The sequence below is a fragment of the Hoeflea sp. genome (assembly GCF_984452065.1).
Genome location: NZ_CFHWAF010000018.1, coordinates 1 through 21,714, shown reverse-complemented (window position 1 = coordinate 21,714; position 21,714 = coordinate 1). Strand labels below are relative to the sequence as shown.

Here is a 21,714-nt window from a genome sequence, read left to right as displayed (position 1 = left end):
TGTCAGCCGCCGGAAGAGAAGCGGTTGATCGCCGCTTCCACAGAAAGGTTTTCCCGGTCTCCGGTCCGCCTGTCTTTGACCTCGACCTCGCCGTTTGCGATTGACCGCGGACCGACGACGATTTGCCACGGAACGCCGATCAGATCGGCTGTCGCGAATTTCGCGCCTGCCCGTTCATCGCGGTCATCGTAGAGCACATCGCGGCCTGCCCGCGCCAGTTCGCCGTAGAGCCGGTTGCCTGCCGCCTCGCAGGCCTCGTCTCCGGCCTTCATGTTGATGATCGAGAGATCGAACGGCGCGACGTTCTCGGGCCAGATGATGCCCGCCTCGTCATGCGACGCCTCGATGATCGCGGGCACCAGACGCGTCGGACCGATACCGTAGGACCCCATGTGGACCGGATGTTCCTTTCCGTCCGGGCCCATGACCCTGGCGCCCATCGGTTCGGAGTATTTTGTCCCGAAATAGAAGATATGACCGACCTCGATGCCCCGGGCCGACAATCGCGCACCGTCCTCGACCTTTGCGAACTCCGCTTCATCATGCATTTCGGATGTCGCAGCGTAAAGCGACGTCCACTTGTCGACAATCTCCTGCAGCCCGGAGACATCGTCAAAATCGGTGTCTTCGCCAGGCACCTCGAAGCCGAGATAGTCCCGGTGACAGAAAACCTCCGATTCTCCGGTATCGGCGAGGATAATGAACTCATGACTGAGATCTCCGCCGATCGGCCCGGTGTCCGCGCGCATCGGGACCGCGGAAAGGCCCATGCGCGCGAAAGTCCGCAGATAGGCGACGAACATCCGGTTATAGGCATGACGCGCCGCATCCTGATCGATGTCGAAGGAATAGGCATCCTTCATGAGGAATTCGCGCGAACGCATGGTGCCGAAGCGCGGCCGGATCTCGTCGCGGAACTTGAGCTGGATATGATAGAGATTGAGCGGCAGGTCCTTGTAGGAGCGCACATAGCCGCGGAAGATATCCGTCACCATCTCTTCATTGGTGGGGCCGTAAAGCATCGGCCGGTCCTGACGGTCCGAAATGCGCAGCATCTCGCGTCCGTAGTCGTCATACCGCCCGCTTTCCTGCCACAGCTCCGCGGACTGGATCGTCGGCATGAGGATTTCAATGGCGCCGGCCCGGTTCTGCTCGTCACGCACAATGTCGTTGACCTTTTCAAGCACCCTCTTGCCAAGCGGCAGCCACGAATAAATCCCGGCCGATTGCTGACGGATCATTCCGGCGCGCAGCATCAGCCGGTGCGAAACGATCTCGGCCTCTTTGGGGTTCTCTTTGAGAATGGGCAGGAAAAAGCGGGACAGGCGCATCTCTAAATCCGGGTCAGGAAATCCGCCTGACCGGGGAATCAGGCGAAATAGCGGTAAGACGATAGTTGTATTAGCGGCTCGGCGAATAGAAGGAAACCCGCCGCGTTTGCGAATGAGTGCTTCCGCCGGCGGCGAGGTCTATTTTGAATGTAGATCAAAAAAAAATCTCGACCGCGATAAAAATGTCACTTTTCAGGTGACAGCAAGGAAACAATGGGCTAGTTTTCACCTCCAATGAGGCAGGGACAAATGATCCCGGTCCGTTTCGCGGTCAAAGTCTTGGGAGGATGGATCTAGGGCGCGGGTTGACCTGCAGCCGCCGAGTAGTCGGCGAATGATCGACGCGATACTTAAAATACAAGGCTCCGTGCCTTGTTTTTTTTTGCTGTCAGAAGAAGAAGATGATCTGCGGAAAATACTGCCGGATCAGTATTGTGACACTCAACCGCCAAGCAATTGGCTCATTGCACACATCCAACGGTTTGATTTCAAAAGAGGTATTGCAATATGGCTGAATTCCGCTGCGCCCTCCCATCCGACGTGGCATCTGTTGTGGAGTGCGCGCGTGCGGCCTACCAGCCCTACATCGAGGTGATTGGCCGCGAGCCAAAACCCATGATCGCCGATTATGCCGAGCTCGTAGCCAGGGAAAACGTGTATCTCATCTGCGATCCGGATCCGCGGGGGCATGTTGTCTTCTACCCGCAGGACGACTGCATGCTTCTTTGGAGTGTCGCCGTCGACCCGGCGCATCATGGTCATGGCTACGGCCGGCAATTGATCGATTTCGTCGAGGCGCGGGCCGCGGACGCGGGCGTCAGGGCCGTCCGCCTTTTCACCCATGAGAAGATGACGGCGAACATGGCGCTTTATCCGGCATTGGGATACCGGGAAACCGGCAGGAAAACCGAGGCGGGTTTCGATCGTGTCTACTTTGAAAAACCCGTCATGAAGCGCTAGCGCTCAGAGAAATCGGGCACGATGCGCGGAATGGAATCGACCGAGAAGCCGATCGCTTCGGTCACTATGAAATAGACGGCGAATATGATCGCCGCGACAATGCTCGTCATGAGGAGCTTCCTGCGCATCCGCAATCGCAACGGCGCGCTTTCGGTTGTCCCCAGTGTCACATCGCGCTCGTCGGCCTGGGTGCGCACACCGATCGGCAGCACCGCGAAAAGCGTGATCCACCAGATTATGAAATAGATTGCGATCGCGTTCAGAATGGCCATCTTTTTCAGATCTGCTCCAGTTCGACGAGCGTTCCGCAAAAATCCTTGGGATGCAGGAACAGGACAGGCTTTCCGTGCGCACCGATCTTCGGTTCGCCGTCGCCGAGAATTCGCGCGCCGCCGGTCGTCAGACGGTCACGCGCGGCAATGATGTCGGGCACCTCATAGCAGATATGATGCATGCCGCCGGCCGGGTTTTTTTCCAGGTAGGACGCAATCGGCGAATTGTCGCCGAGCGGTTCAAGCAGTTCGACCTTGGTGTTGTCGAGCTCGACGAACACGACGGTGACGCCGTGCTCGGGCAGCGCCTGTGCCTCGGAGACCGCCGCTCCCAACGCAGAGCGATAAACGGTTGCCGCCTTTTCAAGGTCCGGAACGGCAATCGCCACATGGTTCAACCTGCCGATCATTCTGACTGCCTCCCATCCATCGTCCTATACCTTTGTGACAAAGACGGTCATGACCGGCTTCTTGCCCCAGATGTCCCGCGCCGCCGCCCGAACGGCGCGACGCACGGATTCACGCACCACATCGAGATCGCGCCTGCGAACCCGCGGGATACTCTCAACCGCACTGACCGCCGCCTCCTCAAGCCGGTCAGAGAGCAGGTCGCCGTTTTCATCGGCCTCGGGCAAACCGTTGGGTTTCACGGAAGGATTGCCGATAATCTCATATTTGCCGCTGAGGATCACATTCACGGCGATATGTCCGACATAGGACAGCTTGCGCCGCTCACCAATCCCCATCTCATCGAAGTCGCCGATCAGATCGCCGTCCTTGAAAATCCGCCCGTGCGGCACTTCATCGATGATTTCGGCAGGTCCAGGCGCGAGACGAAGCACATCGCCATTGCGCACGGGCGGAACGGTCCCGATGCCGCACTCACCGGCAAACTGCGCCTGCCCGACGAGATGCGCCGCCTCCCCGTGGACCGGAACGACGATCTGCGGACGCGTCCATTCATACATCTGCCGCAGTTCGTTGCGTCTCGGGTGACCGGAGACATGCACCAGGGCGTCGTCATCGGTGACGATATCGATACCCTGATCGATCAAGGCGTTCTTGATATCGAGAATGGGCTTTTCGTTGCCCGGAATTGTGCGTGATGAAAAGACGACGGTGTCGCCGGCATTGAGCATGACCCGCCGCATTTCATCGCGGGCGATCTTGGCCAGCGCCGCACGCGCCTCGCCCTGACTGCCGGTCAGTATGATAACGATCTTGTCACGCTCGATCAGGCCGAACTCGTCTTCGTCGGCAAAGGGTGGAAGCCCGTCCATATAGCCGAGATCCGTCGCGACATCGACCACGCGTTTGATCGAACTGCCCAGCAGCATGACCCTCCGGCCCGCATCCCGCGCGGCCTCGGCGACGGAGCGGATGCGGCCGACATTCGATGAAAAGGTGGTTATGGCGACCCGGCCCCGCGCGGCGCTGATGATGCTTTGAAGGCTGCGCCCGACATCCTCTTCCGACGGCGATACGCCGTCACGCAGAGAATTGGTTGAATCGCAGACAAGCGCCAGAACGCCCTCGTCGCCCACGGCCCGGAACCGCTCCTCGTCGGCAAGCGGCCCGAGGGACGGCGCTTCATCGACCTTCCAGTCTCCCGTATGGATAACACGGCCCGCCGGTGTCGAGATGACGAGCGAAACCGGTTCCGGGATGGAATGGCTGACCGCAATCGCTTCAATGGAAAACGGCCCGACGTGAAACGTGTCGCCGGCGTTGAATATCGTGACGGGAACGGCCTCCACGTCACCCTCATAGGCCCGCTTGGCTTCCAGCATTCCGGCCGTGAACGGCGTCACATGGACCGGCGCGCCAAGATAGGGCCAGAGCTCGGCGAGCGCGCCGTAATGATCCTCATGCGCATGGGTGATGACGATGGCCTTGAGGTCGATTTTCTCGTCTTCGATATAGCGGATATCGGGCAGTACAAGATCGACACCCGGCAGTTCCGGCCCGGGAAATGTGACGCCGCAATCCACCATCAGCCATTCGCGCCGCCCCTTCGGCCCGAAGCCGTAGAGCGCCAGGTTCATGCCGATTTCGCCGACGCCGCCGAGCGGCAGGAATACGAGTTCGTCCTTGGATGACATGTTATCTACAGCGCGTTTGAGTTCGACTGACCGAAGAACACATCTCCGGCCGCAATCGTTTTGATCCGTTTGTCCTTGTCGACAAGCACCAGGCAACCGGACTGATCAATGTCCCTGAATGTGCCCGTAATGGACTCCGCAGGCAGGTTGACCGTGATCGTCTTTCCTAACCCTTCGGCATTCTCAAGCCAAGCCTGTCTTATGGACGAGATGCCGCGCCCGCGGTTCCAGGCCGCAAGCGTTTCACCCATCGACTGGTAAAGCCTTGCAAAAAGCTCTTCGGCCGAAGCGGCGGCGCCTTGCGCCTGAAGGGTCGTTGTCGGGTATATAACGCCCTGCGGCGCGTGTTGCACATTGATGCCGCAGCCAATCACCACCGCCCTGTGTCCATTGGCGAGACTCTCGCCTTCCAGGAGGATGCCGGATACCTTCGCGCCGCCTATCAGAACATCGTTCGGCCACTTGATCGTCGGTTTTGCCGCGCCTTGCGGCAAAACCCTCCGGACAGCCCCGTGCACGGCGACCGCGACGGCGAGCGGAAGGCTGGCAAGCGCGGCGGGTTCGGCGGGGTCGATCAGCAGAAGAGAGGAATAGAGGTTGCCGGGCTCGGAAACCCATCCGCGGCCGCGTCGCGCGCGGCCCTTGATTTGCCGGTTGGCCGTGACCCACAAGCCGCCCTGATCGCCCTCACGCGCGCGGCGCAGACATTCCAGATTTGTCGAGTCGACGTCCCCGAGCGCGATATGCCTGAATTCCAAAGCCGGGCCGTTCAATCGGTCACCCGGCGATAAACAGCGTCTTGGCCGCAACGCCGGCGGCCTGTCCGATCGGCCCGCCGACCAGGACATAGCCGAGCACGAACAGACCCGACACGCTCATGACCAGCCGCAATTCGCCGGAAACGGGAACAAAACTGCCGCCTGCTTCGTCGAACCACATGATCTTGACGACCCGCAGGTAGTAATAGGCGCCCACGACCGAGGCCAGGACACCGATAACCGCCAGCGCGTAGAGCCCGGATTCGATCGCCGCGAGGAAAACGAAATACTTGGCGAAGAACCCGGCCAGCGGCGGAATTCCGGCAAGGGAGAACATGAAAACGGTGAGCAGCGTTGCCATCAGGGGATTCGTCGAAGCCAGCCCCGACAGGTCGTCGATCTGCTCGACATTGCCCTCTTCCTTTCGCCGCATGGCGAGGATGCAGGCGAAGGTTCCAAGGGTCGTCACCATGTAGATCAGCATGTAGATCGCGACGCCGCGCACGCCGACCTGGGATCCGGCCGCCAGCCCGACAAGCGCGTATCCCATATGTCCGATGGACGAATAGGCCATCAGCCGCTTGATATTGCGCTGACCGATCGCGGCGAAGGCCCCAAGCACCATGGAGGCAATCGCGACAAAGACGATGATCTGCTGCCAGTCCGGCGCAACCGGTTCGAAGGCTTCGATCACAATGCGCACGAGCATGGCCATGGCGGCGATCTTGGGCGCGGCGGCAAAGAAAGCCGTGACCGGCGTCGGTGCGCCCTCATAGACGTCCGGCGTCCACATGTGGAAGGGCACCGCCGATATCTTGAAGGCAATACCGGCAAGCAGGAAGACGAGGCCGAAGATGACGCCGAGCGAGCGATCGCCGCTCGCCAGGGTTTCGGCGATCTCTTCAAATCCGATATGTCCGGTGAAGCCGTAAATCAGCGACGCGCCGTAAAGCAGCATGCCCGATGACAGCGCACCGAGAACAAAATATTTCAGCCCCGCCTCCGTCGAACGGGCGCTGTCGCGGTTGATCGCGGCAATCACGTAAAGCGCCAGCGACTGCAGTTCGATGCCGAGATAGAGCGCAATCAGGTCGTTGGCCGAGATCATCATCATCATGCCGAGTGTCGCAAGCACGATAAGGACCGGGAACTCGAACCGGTCGATCTGCTCCTCCTGCGCATGGCCGACGGCCATCACCATCGCGGTGATGGACCCGATCAGGGTCAGCACTTTCATGAAACGGGCAAACGGATCCTGGATGAACGAACCGCCAAAGGCCAGGCCTTCGTCCGAAACGAGCACCAGCCACAGTCCCGAAATGATCAGCAGGGCCACCGCAAGCCCGGTCACCATGGTCGAGGAACGGTTGCCGGAAAAGACCCCGATCATCAGCAGCGCCATCGAACCGACGGCAAGCATCAGTTCCGGAATGGTCAGCTGCAGGCTTGCTACGAGGAGTTCAGGCGTCATGTCGCGGGTATCCTTCGTCAGTCCGCGAGCGCCAGGCCGTCGGCGGCCTCAAGCGCGGCGTTGTAATTGTTGATCAGCGCATCGACCGTCACGCCCGTCACATCGAAGACCGGCAGCGGATAGACGCCGAAGAAAATGATAAGGACCGCAAGCGGATAGAGGATCACCTTCTCGCGGGTCGACAAGTCGAGCAAAGACTTGAGGTTCTCCTTTTCCAGCGCGCCGAAGATCACCCGCCGGTACAGCCACAGCATATAGGCTGCCGACAGGATGACGCCGAGGGTCGCGAAGATGGCGATCCAGCTGCTGACCTGGAACGCACCGATCAGAACAAGGAACTCGCCGACGAAGCCGGAGGTTCCCGGCAATCCGACATTCGCCATGGAAAAGACCATGAACACCACGGCATATTTCGGCATATTGTTGACGAGCCCGCCATAGGCGGCGATTTCGCGCGTATGGGCGCGGTCATAGATAACGCCGACACAAAGGAAGAGCGCGGCGGAGACCAGACCGTGCGAGAGCATTGTGTATATCGCTCCCGTAACGCCCTGCGCGTTCGCGGAAAAGATACCCATCTTCACATAGCCCATGTGGGCGACGGAGGAGTAGGCGATCAGCTTCTTCACATCCTGCTGCATCATCGCAACCAGCGAAGCCCAGATGATGGCGACAACCGACAGGGTGAAGATGAGCGGCCACAGATCGACGGAGGCGACGGGAAACATCGGCAGCGAGAAGCGGATGAAGCCGTATCCGCCGAGTTTCAACAGAATCCCGGCAAGCACGACCGATCCCGCCGTCGGCGCCTCCACGTGGGCATCCGGCAGCCAGGTATGAACCGGCCAGAGCGGAAGCTTGACCGCGAAGGACGCAAAGAACGCCAGCCACAGCCAGTGCTGCATGCCGACCGGGAAATTGTGCGCCAGCATCTCCGGTATCGAGGTGGTGCCGGCATTCCAGTACATGGCCATGATGGCCAGCAGCATCAGCACGGAGCCGACAAGCGTGTAGAGGAAGAACTTGAAGGCCGCATAGATGCGGCGCTGCCCGCCCCATACGCCGATGATGATGAACATCGGAATAAGGCCGCCTTCGAAGAAGACGTAGAACAGCACGATATCGAGCGCGCAGAAGGCGCCGATCACCAGCGTTTCCAGGATAAGGAAGGCGATCATGTACGCCTTCAGCCGCTGCTCAATCGTTTCCCAGCTTGCCAGCACGCACAGCGGCATGAGGAAGGCGGTCAGCACCACGAACAGCACCGAGATGCCGTCGACACCCATGTGATAGGCAATGCCCGAATCCAGCCATTGCGCCTTCTCGACCATCTGGAAGCCGACGTCCGAATCGTCGAAGGCCGCCCAGACGACCAGCGAGAGCAGGAAGTTGAACGAGGTAACGATCAGCGCCACATTGCGAATGTTGCGGCGTCCCGTTTCGTTGTCGTCGCGGATCAGCAGGATCAGGAGTACGCCGACAAGCGGAATAAATGTGACCGTTGAAAGGATCGGCCAGTCAATCATTACACGGCACTCCCGAGCATCATCCACGTGATCAGCGCGGCAAGACCGATCAGCATCGCGAAGGCATAGTGATAAAGATATCCGGTCTGCAATCGCACGACGCGGCCGGTAATCTGTTGAACGCGCCTTGCGATTCCGTCGGGCCCAAAGCCGTCAATGAGCCAACCGTCGCCTTTTGTCCACAGGAAGTGGCCAAGCCACTTGGAGGAGCGCACGAACAGGATGTCGTAAAGCTCATCGAAGTACCATTTGTTGAGCAGGAACTGGTAGAGGCCGCGGTGCTGGACCGCCAGTTCCTTCGGTATCTGCGGCGAACGGATATAAAAGAGCCAGGCAACCGCGAGGCCGACCAGCATCGCCGCGACCGGGCTCATCTTCACCCACGCCGGGACATTGTGGAATTCATGGACGATATGGTTGTCGGGCAGCGTGAACAGTGCCCCGTTCCAGAAGGTCTCGTAATGGTAGCCGAAGAAATCGCCGATGAAAATCACGCCGGCAAACAGCGCGCCGGCCGCCAGGATGAAGAGCGGCGCGAGCATGACCATCGGCGACTCGTGCACATGATGCATGACATCCGACGAAGCTCTCGGCTTGCCGTGGAAGGTCATGAAGATCAGCCGCCAGGAATAGAAGCTGGTAAAGGCCGCTGCGACGACAAGCATCACAAAGGCAAAGCCGGCCGCCGGATTGTGCGCGACAAAGGCCGATTCGATAATCGCGTCCTTGGAGAAAAACCCGGCCGTTCCAAGCGCCGTAAACGGGATACCGACCCCGGTCAGCGCCAGCGTTCCGATGATCATCATCCAGTAGGTCGTCGGAATATGCTTCCTCAGACCGCCCATACGGCGCATGTCCTGTTCATCGGACACCGCATGGATCACCGAGCCGGCGCCCAGGAACAAAAGCGCCTTGAAGAAAGCGTGCGTGAACAGGTGGAAGATGCCGGCGCCATAGGCGCCGATACCGAGCGCGACAAACATGTAGCCAAGCTGCGAACAGGTCGAATAGGCAATCACCCGCTTGATGTCGTTCTGGACGAGACCCACGGTCGCGGCGAAGAACGCGGTAACGGAACCGATGATCACCACCACGGTCAGCGCATCGGTCGAGAGCTCGAAGATCGGCGACATGCGCGCCACCATGAAGACACCCGCGGTCACCATGGTGGCCGCATGGATAAGCGCGGAGACAGGCGTCGGACCTTCCATCGCATCCGGCAGCCAGGTGTGCAGCAGGAACTGCGCGGATTTGCCCATCGCACCGATGAAGAGCAGAATGCAGACGGTCGTCAGGGCATCGCCCTTGTTCATTTGAATGCCGAAGAACTCGAAGAGTGCGTCCGCATTTCGCGCTTCCGCGGTCGGAAAGAAATCCGCCGTGCCGGCGAAGATGACATCCAAGGACACCGAGCCGAACAGGACAAAGACGCCGAATATGCCAAGCGAGAAGCCGAAGTCGCCGACGCGGTTGACGATGAACGCCTTTATCGCCGCCGCATTGGCCGAGGGTTTTTTGTACCAGAAACCGATCAGGAGATATGAGGCCAGACCGACGCCCTCCCAGCCGAAGAACATCTGGACAAGATTGTCCGACGTCACCAGCATCAGCATGGCGAAGGTGAACAGCGACAGATAGGAAAAGAAGCGCGGGCGATGCGGATCGTGGTGCATGTATCCGATCGAATAGATATGCACCAGGCAGGAGACCGTATTGACCACCACCAGCATGACGGCGGTCAGCGTGTCGATGCGAAACGCCCAGTCGATGTCCAGCGTTCCTGCGACGATCCACGGCAGAACATCGATCCGGATCAGGTCGCCATGGCCGAGCGCCACCCGGAAGAAGGCGATCCACGACAGGAACGCGACAATAACCATGATGCCGCAGGTCAGGTATTCGGAGGCACGTGCCCCGATGGAGCGGCCGAAGAACCCGGCAATGATGGCGCCCAGCAGAGGGAAGAATACAATGACGTGATACATCGTCCGCTCAGCCCTTCATCATGTTTACGTCTTCCACGGCAATCGAGCCGCGATTGCGGTAGAAGACAACAAGGATCGCCAGCCCTATGGCCGCCTCGGCCGCGGCGACGGTCAGCACGAACAGCGCGAAGACCTGCCCGACCAGATCGTTGAGATGCTGCGCGAACGCCACAAAGTTAAGGTTCACCGCCAGCAGGATCAGCTCGATCGACATCAGTATGACAATGACGTTCTTACGGTTCAGGAAAATGCCGAACACGCCGAGCGTGAACAGGATGGCACCGACCGTCAGATAATGGGCAAGTCCGATTTCCATACTTGTTCCCAATCGCCTAAATGCCCTGCCCGGGCTTCACGTCGACAACCTCAATCGCCGTTTCAGGCGTGCGCGCCACCTGTGCCGTGATATCCTGCCGTTTCACGTTTTCCTTGTGCCGCAGCGTCAGCACGATGGCGCCGATCATCGCGACCAGGAGGATCATGCCCGCCGCCTGGAAGAAATGGACGTAATCCGTGTAGAGAATGTTCCCCAGCGCCTGGGTGTTGGAGACCTCATTAAGATCGGGAATGGGCTGCGTCGCATCGGCCACCGGCTCCACGGTGAAGGCATTGCTCGCAAGCACCAGAACCAGCTCGGCGGCCAGAATGAAGCCGATCAGCGCGCCGACCGGAGCATATTCCATGACGCCCGAGCGAAGTTCGGCAAAATCGATATCCAGCATCATGACGACGAACAGGAACAGCACCGCAACGGCGCCCACATAGACAACCACCAGGATCAACGCCAGGAACTCCGCGCCGGCCAGCAGGAACAGCGCCGCGGCATTGAAGAAGGTCAATATCAGGAACAACACCGAATGCACCGGGTTGCGCGCCGATATGACCATGAACGCCGCCGCGATGGCGATCGCTGAAAACAGGTAGAAAAACAGAGCCTGGAGACCCATGATCCGTGCCTTTTATTTCCCCCGAAACCGGTTCGGGTACACCGGCTTCCGAATTGAACGCCGGATGGCCGGCGTCAGACTTGACGTGCCGCGCCGCCCCCCGGCAGCGCGACCGGGCGCTCACCGATAGGGAGCGTCCAATTCCATATTGCGAGCGATTTCCCGCTCCCACCGATCCCCGTTCTCAAGGAGCTTGTCCTTGTCGTAATACAGTTCCTCACGGGTTTCAGTCGCAAATTCGAAATTCGGCCCCTCGACAATCGCATCCACCGGACAGGCCTCCTGGCAGAAACCGCAATAGATGCATTTGACCATGTCGATGTCGTAGCGCACCGCCCGGCGTGTTCCGTCGTTGCGGCGCGGCCCGGCTTCAATCGTAATGGCCTGCGCCGGGCAGATCGCTTCGCACAGCTTGCAGGCGATGCAGCGCTCTTCGCCGTTGGGATAGCGCCGCAAGGCGTGTTCGCCCCTGAAACGCGGGCTGATCGGTCCTTTCTCGTAAGGGTAGTTCACCGTCGCCTTCGGCGCGAAGAAATAACGCATCGACAGGACGAACGCTTCAGCGAACTCCTTCAGGAAAACCGACTTGGCGGCTTGTGCAAGTGACATTGTTCCTATCCCTCCGTTCAGGCCGACCAGCCGGTCAGTTTGATCACGAATGCCACGATAACGACCATTGCAAGCGAGATTGGAAGGAAGACCTTCCAGCCAAGCCGCATCAGCTGATCGTAGCGGTAGCGCGGAACAAACGCCTTCACCATCGAGAACATGAAGAAGACGAAGCAGACTTTGAGGACAAACCAGACAATGCCCGGAACCCAGTTCAGCAGCCAGAAGTCAACCGGCGGCAGCCAGCCGCCGAGGAAAAGGATGGTCGTCAGCGCGCACATGAGCACGATGGCCGCATACTCGCCGAGCATGAACATCATGTACGGCGTGGAGCCGTATTCCACCATGAAGCCGGCGACGAGTTCGGACTCCGCCTCCGGCAGGTCGAAGGGGGGGCGGTTGGTTTCCGCGAGCGCGGAAATGAAGAAGACGATGAACATCGGGAACAGCGCCAGCCAGTGCCAGTCGAGGAAACTGTTCGGCAGCCCGAGCATCGTGCCAAGGCCGGTCTGCTGCGAGAGCACGATATCGGTCAGGTTCAATGAACCCACACACAACAGGACTGTGATGATGACAAAACCGATGGACACCTCATAGGAGACCATCTGCGCCGCGGACCGCAGCGCGCCCAGAAAGGCATATTTGGAGTTGGATGCCCAGCCGCCCATGATAACGCCGTAGACCTCAAGCGAGGAGATCGCGAAGACGTAGAGAATCCCGACATTGATGGACGCGACCGCCCATCCCTCCGCCACCGGAATAACGGCCCAGGCGGCAAGCGCGAGCGTGACCGAAACCAAGGGCGCGAGCAGGAATACGCCCTTATTGGCGCCGGCCGGGATAATCGGCTCCTTGAAAACGAATTTGAGAAGATCGGCGAAAGACTGGAACAGGCCGAAGGGACCGACAACATTGGGTCCGCGCCGGATCTGCACGGCCGCCCAGATCTTGCGGTCGGCATAAAGGACATAGGCGATGAATATCAGCAGCGCCACCAGCAGGAGCAGCGACTGGCCGATCATGATCAGCGCGGGCCAGACATAGTTTGTGACAAATGCGTCAAAGGTCATCCTGTCCGTGCCCCTATTCGGCCGCGACCTTGCCGGCATCGCGGGCAAGTGACGAGCACTCGGCCATCACCGCCGAAGCACGGGCAATCGGGTTTGTCAGATAGAAATCGGAAACGGTCGATTTGAAACCGGCCGCACCCATCTTGCCGCCGACGGCTGCAAGTTTCTCTATGTCCGCGCCCTGCGCCGGGGCAACCTGATCCGCATCGGCGAAATGCGGATGGGCCTCGATGAGTGCGGCCCGCAGTTGCGCCAGGGAATCGAAGGGCAGCTTTTTGCCGAGAACATCGGAGAGCGCCCTCAGGATGGCCCATTCTTCCTTTGCCTCTCCCGGAGCAAAGGCGGCACGCAGGCTGTATTGAACGCGCCCTTCGGTATTCACGTAGATGCCGGATTTTTCAGGATAGGCCGAACCGGGCAGGATCACATCGGCATGATGGGCGCCGACATCGCCATGACTGCCGATATAGATCGTGAAGCCCGATGTTCGCTTCCTCATGTCGAGCTCATCCGCGCCGAGCAGGAAAAGCACGTCCGCATCCCTCAGCATGGTCGCGGCGTCCTTACCGCCCTCGCCGGGAACAAAACCGACATCGAGCCCGCCGACGCGGCCGGCGGCCGTATGAAGCACGGCAAAGCCGTTCCAATCGCCGGAAACCGCCTTGACGTCCATTGCAAGCCTGGCGGCATGCGAAAGGACCGCCGCACCATCGGCACGCGCCAGGGCGCCCTGCCCGATGATGATCATCGGTTTTTTTGCCCGTTTCAGCTTGGCCGCGAACCTGTTGCCGCCCGCGATGGTCTCGGACAGTGTCTCCGGGCCGGCGCCCAGATACTCATAGGCATAACGCAGGTCGACCTGCTCACCGATCAACGCGACCGGGAAATCGCCCATGCGCCAGCGCTTGCGGATCCGGGCATTGAGCACCGATGCCTCGAACCGCGGGTTCGCCCCGATGATCAGCAGCGCGTCGGCCTCCTCAATGCCCTCGATCGTCGGATTGAAGATGTAGCCTGCGCGGCCGTTTGCGGGGTCGATGGCCACGCCGTCCTGACGGCAGTCAAAACTCTGCGAACCCAGCGCGGACAACAGTGCTTTCAGCGCAAACATCTCCTCGACGCTGGCGAGATCTCCCGCGATCGCCCCGATATTCTCACCGGATGCCCCGTCAACGGCCTGTTTGACCGCGGCGAAGGCCTCCTGCCAGCTTGCCGGCTGCAGGCGTCCGTCACGCTTGACGAAGGGCCGGTCGAGCCGCTGCGTCTTCAATCCGTCCCAGACAAAGCGCGTCTTGTCGGATATCCACTCCTCATTGATGGCCTCATTGACACGCGGCATGATGCGCATGACCTCGCGGCCCCGGGTGTCGACACGGATCGCCGAGCCGCAGGCGTCCATCACGTCGATGGTCTCGGTCTTGTTGAGCTCCCAGGGCCGCGCCTGGAACGCATATGGCTTCGATGTCAACGCCCCGACCGGGCAAAGGTCAATGACATTGCCCTGCAGCTCGGACGTCATGGCCTGTTCCAGATAGGTGGTGATTTCGGCATCCTCGCCCCGGCCGATAAGACCAAGCTCGGATATGCCGGCCACTTCCGTGGCGAAGCGGACGCAGCGCGTGCAGTGGATGCAGCGCGTCATGATGGTCTTGACCAGCGGCCCGATATATTTGTCCTCGACGGCGCGCTTGTTCTCCTGGAAGCGCGAGGAATCGACACCGAAGGCCATCGCCTGGTCCTGCAGATCGCACTCGCCGCCCTGATCGCAGATCGGGCAGTCGAGCGGGTGGTTGATCAGCAGGAACTCCATCACGCCTTCGCGCGCCTTTTTCACCATCGGCGTGTTGGTGAAGACCTCCGGCGGCTCGCCATCGGGGCCCGGACGCAGGTCGCGCACGCCCATCGCGCAGGACGCGGCCGGTTTCGGCGGTCCGCCCTTGACCTCGACAAGGCACATGCGGCAATTGCCGGCAATCGACAGCCGCTCGTGAAAACAGAAACGCGGCACCTGCGAACCGGCTTCCTCACACGCCTGCAGAAGCGTGTAATGGTCCGGCACCTCAATCTCGTTTCCGTCGACCTTGATTTTCGCCATTTCTCGTCCAGTTCCGCGTTTTCCCGCCTGCCCCTTGCTCCGTCGGCAACCGCCTATTCGGCCGCCTCAAGCGCCGGTGCCTTACCGGCATTGTGCGTATAGTCGTCGATGCGTTTCTCGATCTCCGGCCGGAAATGCCGGATCAAGCCCTGGATCGGCCATGCCGCGGCGTCCCCAAGCGCACAGATCGTGTGTCCCTCCACCTGTTTGGTGACATCAAGCAGCATGTCGATTTCCTTTTTCCGGGCATTGCCGGTGGCCATGCGCTCCATGACCCGCCACATCCAGCCCGTGCCCTCCCGGCAAGGCGTGCACTGGCCGCAGCTTTCATGCTTGTAGAAATAGGCAAGCCGCGCGATGGCCTTGATGATGTCCGTCGACCGGTCCATGACGATGACCGCCGCGGTTCCGAGACCTGATTTCAGATCCCGCAGGCTGTCGAAATCCATCGGACAGTCTATGATCTGGTCCGCCGGCACGCACGCAACCGAAGACCCCCCCGGAATGACGGCAAGCAGGTTGTCCCAACCGCCGCGGATGCCGCCGCAATGGCGATCGATCATCTCGCGGAACGGGATCGACATTTCCTCTTCGAAGGTCGCCGGCTGGTTGACGTGTCCTGATACGCAGAAGAGCTTGGTGCCGTGATTGTTCTGCCGGCCGAAGCCCGCGAACCATGCTCCGCCGCGTCGCAGGATCGTCGGCGCAACGGCAATGGATTCGACATTGTTCACCGTGGTCGGGCAGCCGTAGAGGCCGACATTGGCCGGAAACGGCGGCTTCAGGCGCGGCTGGCCCTTCTTGCCCTCGAGGCTTTCAAGCAGAGCCGTTTCCTCACCGCAGATATAGGCGCCCGCTCCGTGGTGGACATGGACGTCAAAGTCCCAGCCGCATTTATTGTTCCTGCCCAGAAGGCCGGCATCGTAACACGCGTCGATGGCCGCCTGAAGCGCTTCGCGCTCGCGCATATACTCGCCGCGAATATAGATGTAGGCCGTATGCGCGCCCATGGCGAAACCGGCAAGCACACACCCCTCGATCAGCGTATGCGGATCGTTGCGCATGATATCCCGGTCCTTGCAGGTCCCGGGCTCCGATTCATCCGCATTGATCACGAGATAGTGAGGCCGCCCGTCGGATTCCTTCGGCATGAAGGACCATTTCAGGCCGGTCGGGAAACCCGCCCCGCCGCGTCCGCGAAGCCCCGACGTCTTCATCTCGTCGATGATCCAGTCGCGGCCCTTTTCGATCAGCGCCTTCGTGCCGTCCCAGTGTCCGCGCGACATGGCACCCTTGAGGCTCTTGTCCTTGAGACCGTATATATTGGTAAAGATCCGATCCTTGTCCTGCAGCATGACGATCCCTTTTACCCCGGCTTCCTGCCGAACACGCGGACATATTCCTCGACACCGCCCCGAGCGAGCGCCTCGGCCTGCTTGACCCATTGCTCGCGTTCGATGCGGCCCTTGAACTTCAGGAAACCGTCGACCCACGCACATTCCGCTTGGCGCCAGGCGGCAACCTGCTCGAATTTGAAGATACCGATCGAGTTCAACAGCCCCTCGATCTTCGGCCCGACGCCTGAAAGCATCTTCAGATCGTCCTTCTCGTCCGGCTCATCCATCGCCGCCGGCCGGTCTGCATCCGATACAGCGGCGTCCGCCTGCTTTTTCCGCGCTTTCGCGGCACCTTTGCCGTTGGCTTTGGAGCCCGGCGCCGTCGCCTCGTCGGTCAAGGTCGTCAGACCGCCAACGGGTGCCGACAGGTGCCGGCCGTTTTGCGGCCCGGGCGTGACGTTGTGCCCCTCTCCTGCCTCGAACCTGTCAATAATATCAGCCAGTTGTTCCGGTGTCAGGTCTTCATAGGCGTCCTTGAAAATCATCACCATCGGCGCGTTCACACATGCGCCCTGACATTCCACCTCCTCCCATGACAGCGTCCCGGTCTCGTTGGTATGGAAGGGGCGCTCGCTGATTTTCTGCTTGCAGACCCTTATGAGATCTTCTGAACCGCGAAGCATGCACGGGGTCGTTCCGCAGACCTGAACATGGGCGCGCGTGCCGACGGGCTTCAACTGGAACTGCGTATAGAACGTCGCCACTTCCAGGGCACGAATATAGGGCATCTGCAGCATATCGGCGACGGATTCGATGGCGGCCTTTGTCACCCAGCCATCCTGCTCCTGCGCACGCATCAGCAAGGGAATGACCGCCGATTGCTGGCGGCCCTTCGGGTATTTCTTGATCGTTGCCTTGACCCAGGCGGCATTTTCCCGGCTGAAGCGGAATTGCCCGGGTTGGACTGAGTCCTCGGCAAGACGGCGTACGGACATTCCTAATCGCTCTCGCTATTGATCGCACCACAACGCGAAGACGTCAATGTCTTGAATTCACAAGCATACGCCGCTTTGCCCTTTTGCAGGAAGACCACATACTGGCTGCCATTGGGAACAGCCGCCCGGATCTCAAATCCGCGCTGCAGCAGTGATTTCATCGATTGACCGGAACCGCTGGACGACTGCGCCGCGGCGATCTGCGCCACACCGAACAGGGAAACCGTGCTCAAAGCTGCCACAAAAAACGATCTGGTCATCATCGGTCCACCTCTCCAAATACGATGTCGAGCGAGCCCAGAATTGCGGAGACATCGGCCAGCATGTGGTTGCGGCAAATGAAATCCATGGCTTGCAGATGCGCATAACCCGGCGCCTTGATCTTGCATCGATAGGGCTTGTTGCTGCCGTCGGAAACGAGATAAACGCCGAACTCGCCTTTCGGCGCCTCGACCGCCGCATAGACCTCGCCCTCCGGCACATGGTAGCCCTCGGTGTAGAGTTTGAAGTGGTGGATCAGGGCTTCCATGGACCGCTTCATCTCACTTCTTTTGGGCGGCACGATCTTTCCATCCATGGACGAGACGGGCCCCGTTTTCTCGTGCCCCAGAAGCCGCTCGACACACTGCTTCATGATCCTGACCGACTGGCGCATCTCCTGCATGCGGATCAGGTAGCGATCGTAGCAGTCGCCGTTCTTGCCGATCGGAATATCGAACGCCAGTTCGCTGTAGCACTCATAGGGCTGCGAACGGCGCAGATCCCAGGCAGCCCCCGACCCCCTGACCATGACACCGGAAAAACCCCAGGCCCAGCAGTCATCGAGTTTGACGACGCCGATATCGACATTGCGCTGTTTGAAAATGCGATTGCCGGTCAACAGGTCTTCAATATCGTCAACGACCTTGAGGAACGGATCGCACCATTTGCCGATATCCTCAACCAGCTCGTCCGGAAGGTCCTGATGCACGCCGCCTGGACGGATATAGGCCGAGTGCATGCGCGCGCCACAGGCCCTTTCGTAAAACACCATCAGCTTCTCGCGTTCCTCGAATCCCCACAGCGGCGGCGTCAGCGCGCCGACATCAAGCGCTTGCGTGGTGACATTCAGGAGATGGGAAAGGATTCGTCCGATCTCGGAATAGAGGACACGCACGAGCTGGCCGCGCTGCGGCACTTCGACACCGGCAAGTTTTTCCACCGCGAGCGCAAAGGCGTGCTCCTGGTTCATCGGCGCCACATAGTCGAGCCGGTCGAAATAAGGAATCGCCTGAAGATAGGTTTTCGTCTCGATCAGTTTTTCCGTACCGCGGTGAAGCAGACCCACATGCGGGTCAACGCGCTCGACGATCTCCCCGTCCAGTTCCAGGACCAGCCGCAAAACGCCATGCGCCGCCGGGTGCTGCGGCCCGAAATTGATGTTGAAATTGCGAACGCTGTGCTCAGTCATGGGATTCGTCCTGCCCCGCGGCGAAGATCGCGAGCACCTGCTCTCCGGCCAGCTTCTTCGTATCGTTGGCAAACGCGTGGCAATCCGGCTTCTCGTCGATAAGGATCTCGGTCGCAAACCGGACCTGCGGCAGCGCCTCGAAAGCCGAAAGCGACACATGACAGGCCTGCTGGCCTTTCAGGTTCCAGAACAGCGAGGTTCCGCATTTCCTGCAAAACCCGCGCTCTCCCCAATCGGAAGATCCGTAGCGCTCGAGACCGTCGCCCGAATCGATGACGACGCTGTCGCCGCAATCGACGGCAAAGAACGGTCCGGCCGCCCAGCGCCGGCACATGCCGCAGTGGCACACATCGGTCTGCGCCTTCACCGGCACGGCGGAGAAGCGCACGCTGCCGCAAAGACATTGCGCGCCGATGCGTTGACCGTCGGTGGAAGACTGTGTGCTGTTCATCACCTGGTTCCGCTCAATCCGTTCTATTCACTTGCCTTTTCATCACCAGGAAGCACATATTCAGCGCTCTCCCACGGCGACAGAAAATCAAAATCACGGAACTCCTGTTTCAACTGAACCGGTTCGTAAACGACTCGTTTGACCTCATCATCATAGCGGACCTCGACAAAACCGGTCGTCGGAAAATCCTTGCGCAGCGGATGTCCCTCAAAACCGTAATCGGTCAGGATGCGCCGCAGGTCGGGATGACCGGTAAAAAGAATGCCGTACAGATCGTAGGCTTCACGCTCGAACCAGTCCGCGCCCGGAAAAACCGGCGTGACGGAGGGAACGGTTTCCTCCTCGCCGACTTCCAGCTTGACGCGGATGCGCAGGTTCTGACGCGGCGAAAGCAGATGATAAACGACATCGAAACGCCTGACCCGCGATGGCCAGTCGACGCCGCACAAATCGGTGATATTGACAAACTGGCACTGCGCATCGTCACGCAGGAAAGTCAGCAGTGAAACGACACTCTGCGGGGTTGTGCCGACCGTCAGTTCGCCGAAAGCCAGATTGGAGCCGGTGATGCACTCGCCCTTGCGCTCTTCCAGATAGGAAACCAGTTCCTGCAGCGCTTCGCTCATGACCTGTCCTTTCCTATCTTTCGATGGTTCCCGTACGGCGGATCTTCTTTTGCAAGAGCAAAACGCCGTATAAAAGGGCTTCGGCGGTCGGCGGACAGCCGGGCACATAGATGTCAACCGGCACAACCCGGTCGCAACCCCTCACGACCGAATAGGAATAGTGATAATAACCGCCGCCGTTTGCGCACGACCCCATGGAGATGACATAGCGCGGCTCCGGCATCTGGTCGTAAACCTTGCGAAGCGCAGGCGCCATCTTGTTCGTCAGCGTGCCCGCGACGATCATGACGTCAGACTGGCGCGGCGATGCCCGCGGCGCAAAGCCGAAACGCTCCGCGTCATAGCGCGGCATCGACATCTGCATCATTTCCACCGCGCAGCAGGCAAGGCCGAAGGTCATCCACATGAGCGAGCCGGTGCGCGCCCAGTTGATCAATTCGTCGGTGGACGTGACGAGGAAACCCTTGTCGGCCAGTTCATTGTTGATCTCGCCGTAAAACGGATCGCCCGATCCGGCGGGCTTGCCCGTGGCGGGGTCGATGACGCCGCGGGGCTGCGGGGTCACCAGCGTTGTCTGCCTGTCGCCTACTGCCATTCCAGCGCTCCTTTCTTCCACTCATAGATGAAACCGACCGTCAGGATCGCCAGGAACACCATCATGGACCAGAAACCGAACCAGCCCACATCGTGGAAGGAGACGGCCCACGGGAACAGAAACGCGACCTCCAGATCGAATATGATGAACAGGATCGCGACGAGATAGAAACGGACATCGAACTTCATTCTGGCGTCGTCGAACGCATTGAAGCCGCACTCATAGGCCGAGAGCTTTTCCGCATCGGGCGCCTTGTAGGCGACTGCGAAGGGCGCGATCAGCAGCGCCAGACCGATAACCAGCGAAATTCCGAGAAAAACCACAATGGGAAGATATGAACTGAGCAGTTCAGTCATCTTGGTTTCCTTGCGTTTTCGCAGCCGCGTGTTTGCGAATAATTCCAATGTGCGGATTTACACATTAAGCAGGTGCAGTCAACGTAATTGGCGGTTCGGGACCATATAAATGCGACGAATTGACCATTGCCGCACAGCACCGGAAAGCATGTTGTCCGGGCCGCCATCTCCTGGCGAACCGCAATCCAGCCATATACCTGAATCCAGATAGCGCGCGCGCCGCCAAACTGACCTGAACTGCCTGATCGTTTTCATCTATGAGAGGCTGCGCGCAATTGCACGACCGGGAATGCCCCTGCCCGTGCCGGATGGCACACGGCCGATAAGCTCAAGGTGCCGAAAAACCTCACACTGATCTTCCTGCCGTCCCGCTCGCCGGAACTCAATCCGGTTGAGAACGTCCGGCAGTACCTGCACTCCAACTGGCCCTCCAACAGTCTCTTCGACGACTACGACGCCATCATCGATGCAGCGTGCAACGCCTGGACCCGGCTCATGGCAGAGCCGCAAACGATCACATCAATCGGGATGAGAAAGTGGGCACATGTCGGTCAAACCAAATGACCGATGGCATTGCATGTGGAAAACCACTTGACATTCCTGATTTTCTGACTGCAATCTATTAGTGTATTTCTAGAAATATAAACTCTGGATAGAATTTCTAAATCCGCCACCCTGATAGCGGGCTGCATGTCCTTTTTCACCCCTGCTTTTGCAGAAGGGTTAGTACTACAGTTGTATGTGTTCTCTTTTCTTGTAGTGGGCGATCATGGCTTGT

Annotated in this window: 22 protein-coding genes and 1 pseudogene; 2 read left to right on the top strand and 21 right to left on the bottom strand. The window is 59.7% G+C overall.

Going from position 1 to position 21,714, the window contains the following annotated elements:
- Positions 1-2 precede the first annotated feature (2 nt).
- On the bottom strand, positions 3-1,331 hold the full coding sequence (gene proS, locus AC5E6N_RS05550) for a proline--tRNA ligase (protein WP_491746885.1): 1,329 nt from the start codon (positions 1,329-1,331) through the stop codon (positions 3-5).
- 507 nt (positions 1,332-1,838) lie between these two features.
- Between proS and AC5E6N_RS05545 the strand changes: the two genes are divergently transcribed.
- Positions 1,839-2,291 carry a GNAT family N-acetyltransferase gene (locus AC5E6N_RS05545; RefSeq protein ID WP_491746884.1) on the top strand — a complete coding sequence of 151 codons (453 nt, stop codon included), beginning with the start codon at positions 1,839-1,841 and terminating at the stop codon, positions 2,289-2,291.
- Here AC5E6N_RS05545 and AC5E6N_RS05540 read toward each other — a convergent pair.
- From AC5E6N_RS05540 to AC5E6N_RS05445, 20 genes are all read right to left on the bottom strand, one after another.
- Positions 2,288-2,563 (bottom strand): DUF1467 family protein, encoded by a 276-nt coding sequence (locus tag AC5E6N_RS05540; protein ID WP_491690244.1) that lies wholly within the window; start codon positions 2,561-2,563, stop codon positions 2,288-2,290. The two genes, AC5E6N_RS05545 and AC5E6N_RS05540, sit on opposite strands and share 4 nt — an antisense overlap.
- A 5-nt stretch (positions 2,564-2,568) precedes the next feature.
- Positions 2,569-2,973: a methylmalonyl-CoA epimerase gene (mce, locus tag AC5E6N_RS05535; RefSeq protein WP_491746883.1), complete on the bottom strand. Its 405-nt coding sequence runs from the start codon at positions 2,971-2,973 to the stop codon at positions 2,569-2,571.
- Positions 2,974-2,997: 24 nt separating this feature from the next.
- Positions 2,998-4,665 carry a ribonuclease J gene (locus AC5E6N_RS05530; protein ID WP_491746882.1) on the bottom strand — a complete coding sequence of 556 codons (1,668 nt, stop codon included), beginning with the start codon at positions 4,663-4,665 and terminating at the stop codon, positions 2,998-3,000.
- Positions 4,666-4,670: 5 nt separating this feature from the next.
- Positions 4,671-5,438 (bottom strand): biotin--[acetyl-CoA-carboxylase] ligase, encoded by a 768-nt coding sequence (locus AC5E6N_RS05525; RefSeq protein WP_491746881.1) that lies wholly within the window; start codon positions 5,436-5,438, stop codon positions 4,671-4,673.
- Positions 5,439-5,442: 4 nt separating this feature from the next.
- Positions 5,443-6,894, bottom strand: coding sequence for an NADH-quinone oxidoreductase subunit NuoN (gene nuoN, locus AC5E6N_RS05520; RefSeq protein ID WP_491746880.1), 1,452 nt, complete (start codon positions 6,892-6,894; stop codon positions 5,443-5,445).
- 17 nt (positions 6,895-6,911) lie between these two features.
- Positions 6,912-8,420: an NADH-quinone oxidoreductase subunit M gene (locus AC5E6N_RS05515; protein WP_491746879.1), complete on the bottom strand. Its 1,509-nt coding sequence runs from the start codon at positions 8,418-8,420 to the stop codon at positions 6,912-6,914.
- Positions 8,420-10,405 (bottom strand): NADH-quinone oxidoreductase subunit L, encoded by a 1,986-nt coding sequence (gene nuoL, locus AC5E6N_RS05510; RefSeq protein WP_491746878.1) that lies wholly within the window; start codon positions 10,403-10,405, stop codon positions 8,420-8,422. The genes AC5E6N_RS05515 and nuoL overlap by 1 nt, the downstream gene beginning before the upstream one ends.
- 7 nt (positions 10,406-10,412) lie before the next feature.
- A complete protein-coding gene (gene nuoK / locus AC5E6N_RS05505; protein WP_491690237.1) occupies positions 10,413-10,721 on the bottom strand; it encodes an NADH-quinone oxidoreductase subunit NuoK in 309 nt (102 codons plus the stop codon).
- A gap of 16 nt (positions 10,722-10,737) precedes the next feature.
- A complete protein-coding gene (locus tag AC5E6N_RS05500; protein ID WP_491690236.1) occupies positions 10,738-11,352 on the bottom strand; it encodes an NADH-quinone oxidoreductase subunit J in 615 nt (204 codons plus the stop codon).
- A gap of 120 nt (positions 11,353-11,472) precedes the next feature.
- Positions 11,473-11,961 (bottom strand): NADH-quinone oxidoreductase subunit NuoI, encoded by a 489-nt coding sequence (gene nuoI, locus AC5E6N_RS05495; RefSeq protein WP_491746877.1) that lies wholly within the window; start codon positions 11,959-11,961, stop codon positions 11,473-11,475.
- Positions 11,962-11,978: 17 nt separating this feature from the next.
- On the bottom strand, positions 11,979-13,031 hold the full coding sequence (nuoH, locus tag AC5E6N_RS05490) for an NADH-quinone oxidoreductase subunit NuoH (RefSeq protein ID WP_491690234.1): 1,053 nt from the start codon (positions 13,029-13,031) through the stop codon (positions 11,979-11,981).
- A 13-nt stretch (positions 13,032-13,044) separates the two neighbouring features.
- The gene (gene nuoG / locus AC5E6N_RS05485) at positions 13,045-15,126 is read right to left on the bottom strand and encodes an NADH-quinone oxidoreductase subunit NuoG (RefSeq protein WP_491746876.1); all 2,082 of its coding nucleotides are present in this window, start codon (positions 15,124-15,126) and stop codon (positions 13,045-13,047) included.
- 53 nt (positions 15,127-15,179) lie between these two features.
- The gene (gene nuoF / locus AC5E6N_RS05480) at positions 15,180-16,481 is read right to left on the bottom strand and encodes an NADH-quinone oxidoreductase subunit NuoF (RefSeq protein WP_491746875.1); all 1,302 of its coding nucleotides are present in this window, start codon (positions 16,479-16,481) and stop codon (positions 15,180-15,182) included.
- A gap of 11 nt (positions 16,482-16,492) precedes the next feature.
- Positions 16,493-17,458: an NADH-quinone oxidoreductase subunit NuoE gene (gene nuoE / locus AC5E6N_RS05475; RefSeq protein ID WP_491746874.1), complete on the bottom strand. Its 966-nt coding sequence runs from the start codon at positions 17,456-17,458 to the stop codon at positions 16,493-16,495.
- 2 nt (positions 17,459-17,460) lie between these two features.
- Positions 17,461-17,721, bottom strand: coding sequence for a hypothetical protein (locus AC5E6N_RS05470; RefSeq protein WP_491746873.1), 261 nt, complete (start codon positions 17,719-17,721; stop codon positions 17,461-17,463).
- The gene (locus tag AC5E6N_RS05465) at positions 17,718-18,908 is read right to left on the bottom strand and encodes an NADH-quinone oxidoreductase subunit D (protein ID WP_491746872.1); all 1,191 of its coding nucleotides are present in this window, start codon (positions 18,906-18,908) and stop codon (positions 17,718-17,720) included. The genes AC5E6N_RS05470 and AC5E6N_RS05465 overlap by 4 nt, the downstream gene beginning before the upstream one ends.
- Complete coding sequence (locus tag AC5E6N_RS05460; RefSeq protein ID WP_491746871.1) at positions 18,901-19,359, bottom strand: GFA family protein; 459 nt, start codon at positions 19,357-19,359, stop codon at positions 18,901-18,903. The genes AC5E6N_RS05465 and AC5E6N_RS05460 overlap by 8 nt, the downstream gene beginning before the upstream one ends.
- A 23-nt stretch (positions 19,360-19,382) precedes the next feature.
- Positions 19,383-19,985, bottom strand: a complete 603-nt coding sequence (locus AC5E6N_RS05455) for an NADH-quinone oxidoreductase subunit C (protein WP_491746870.1) — start codon at positions 19,983-19,985, stop codon at positions 19,383-19,385.
- Positions 19,986-19,998: 13 nt separating this feature from the next.
- Positions 19,999-20,580, bottom strand: coding sequence for a NuoB/complex I 20 kDa subunit family protein (locus tag AC5E6N_RS05450; RefSeq protein ID WP_491746869.1), 582 nt, complete (start codon positions 20,578-20,580; stop codon positions 19,999-20,001).
- Positions 20,571-20,936 carry an NADH-quinone oxidoreductase subunit A gene (locus AC5E6N_RS05445; RefSeq protein WP_491746868.1) on the bottom strand — a complete coding sequence of 122 codons (366 nt, stop codon included), beginning with the start codon at positions 20,934-20,936 and terminating at the stop codon, positions 20,571-20,573. Before AC5E6N_RS05445 ends, AC5E6N_RS05450 begins: the two co-directional genes overlap by 10 nt.
- A 300-nt stretch (positions 20,937-21,236) precedes the next feature.
- Here AC5E6N_RS05445 and AC5E6N_RS05440 point away from each other — a divergent pair.
- A pseudogene (locus tag AC5E6N_RS05440) lies at positions 21,237-21,500 on the top strand (transposase); the annotation flags it as partial.
- Between the last annotated feature and the right edge of the window lie 214 nt (positions 21,501-21,714).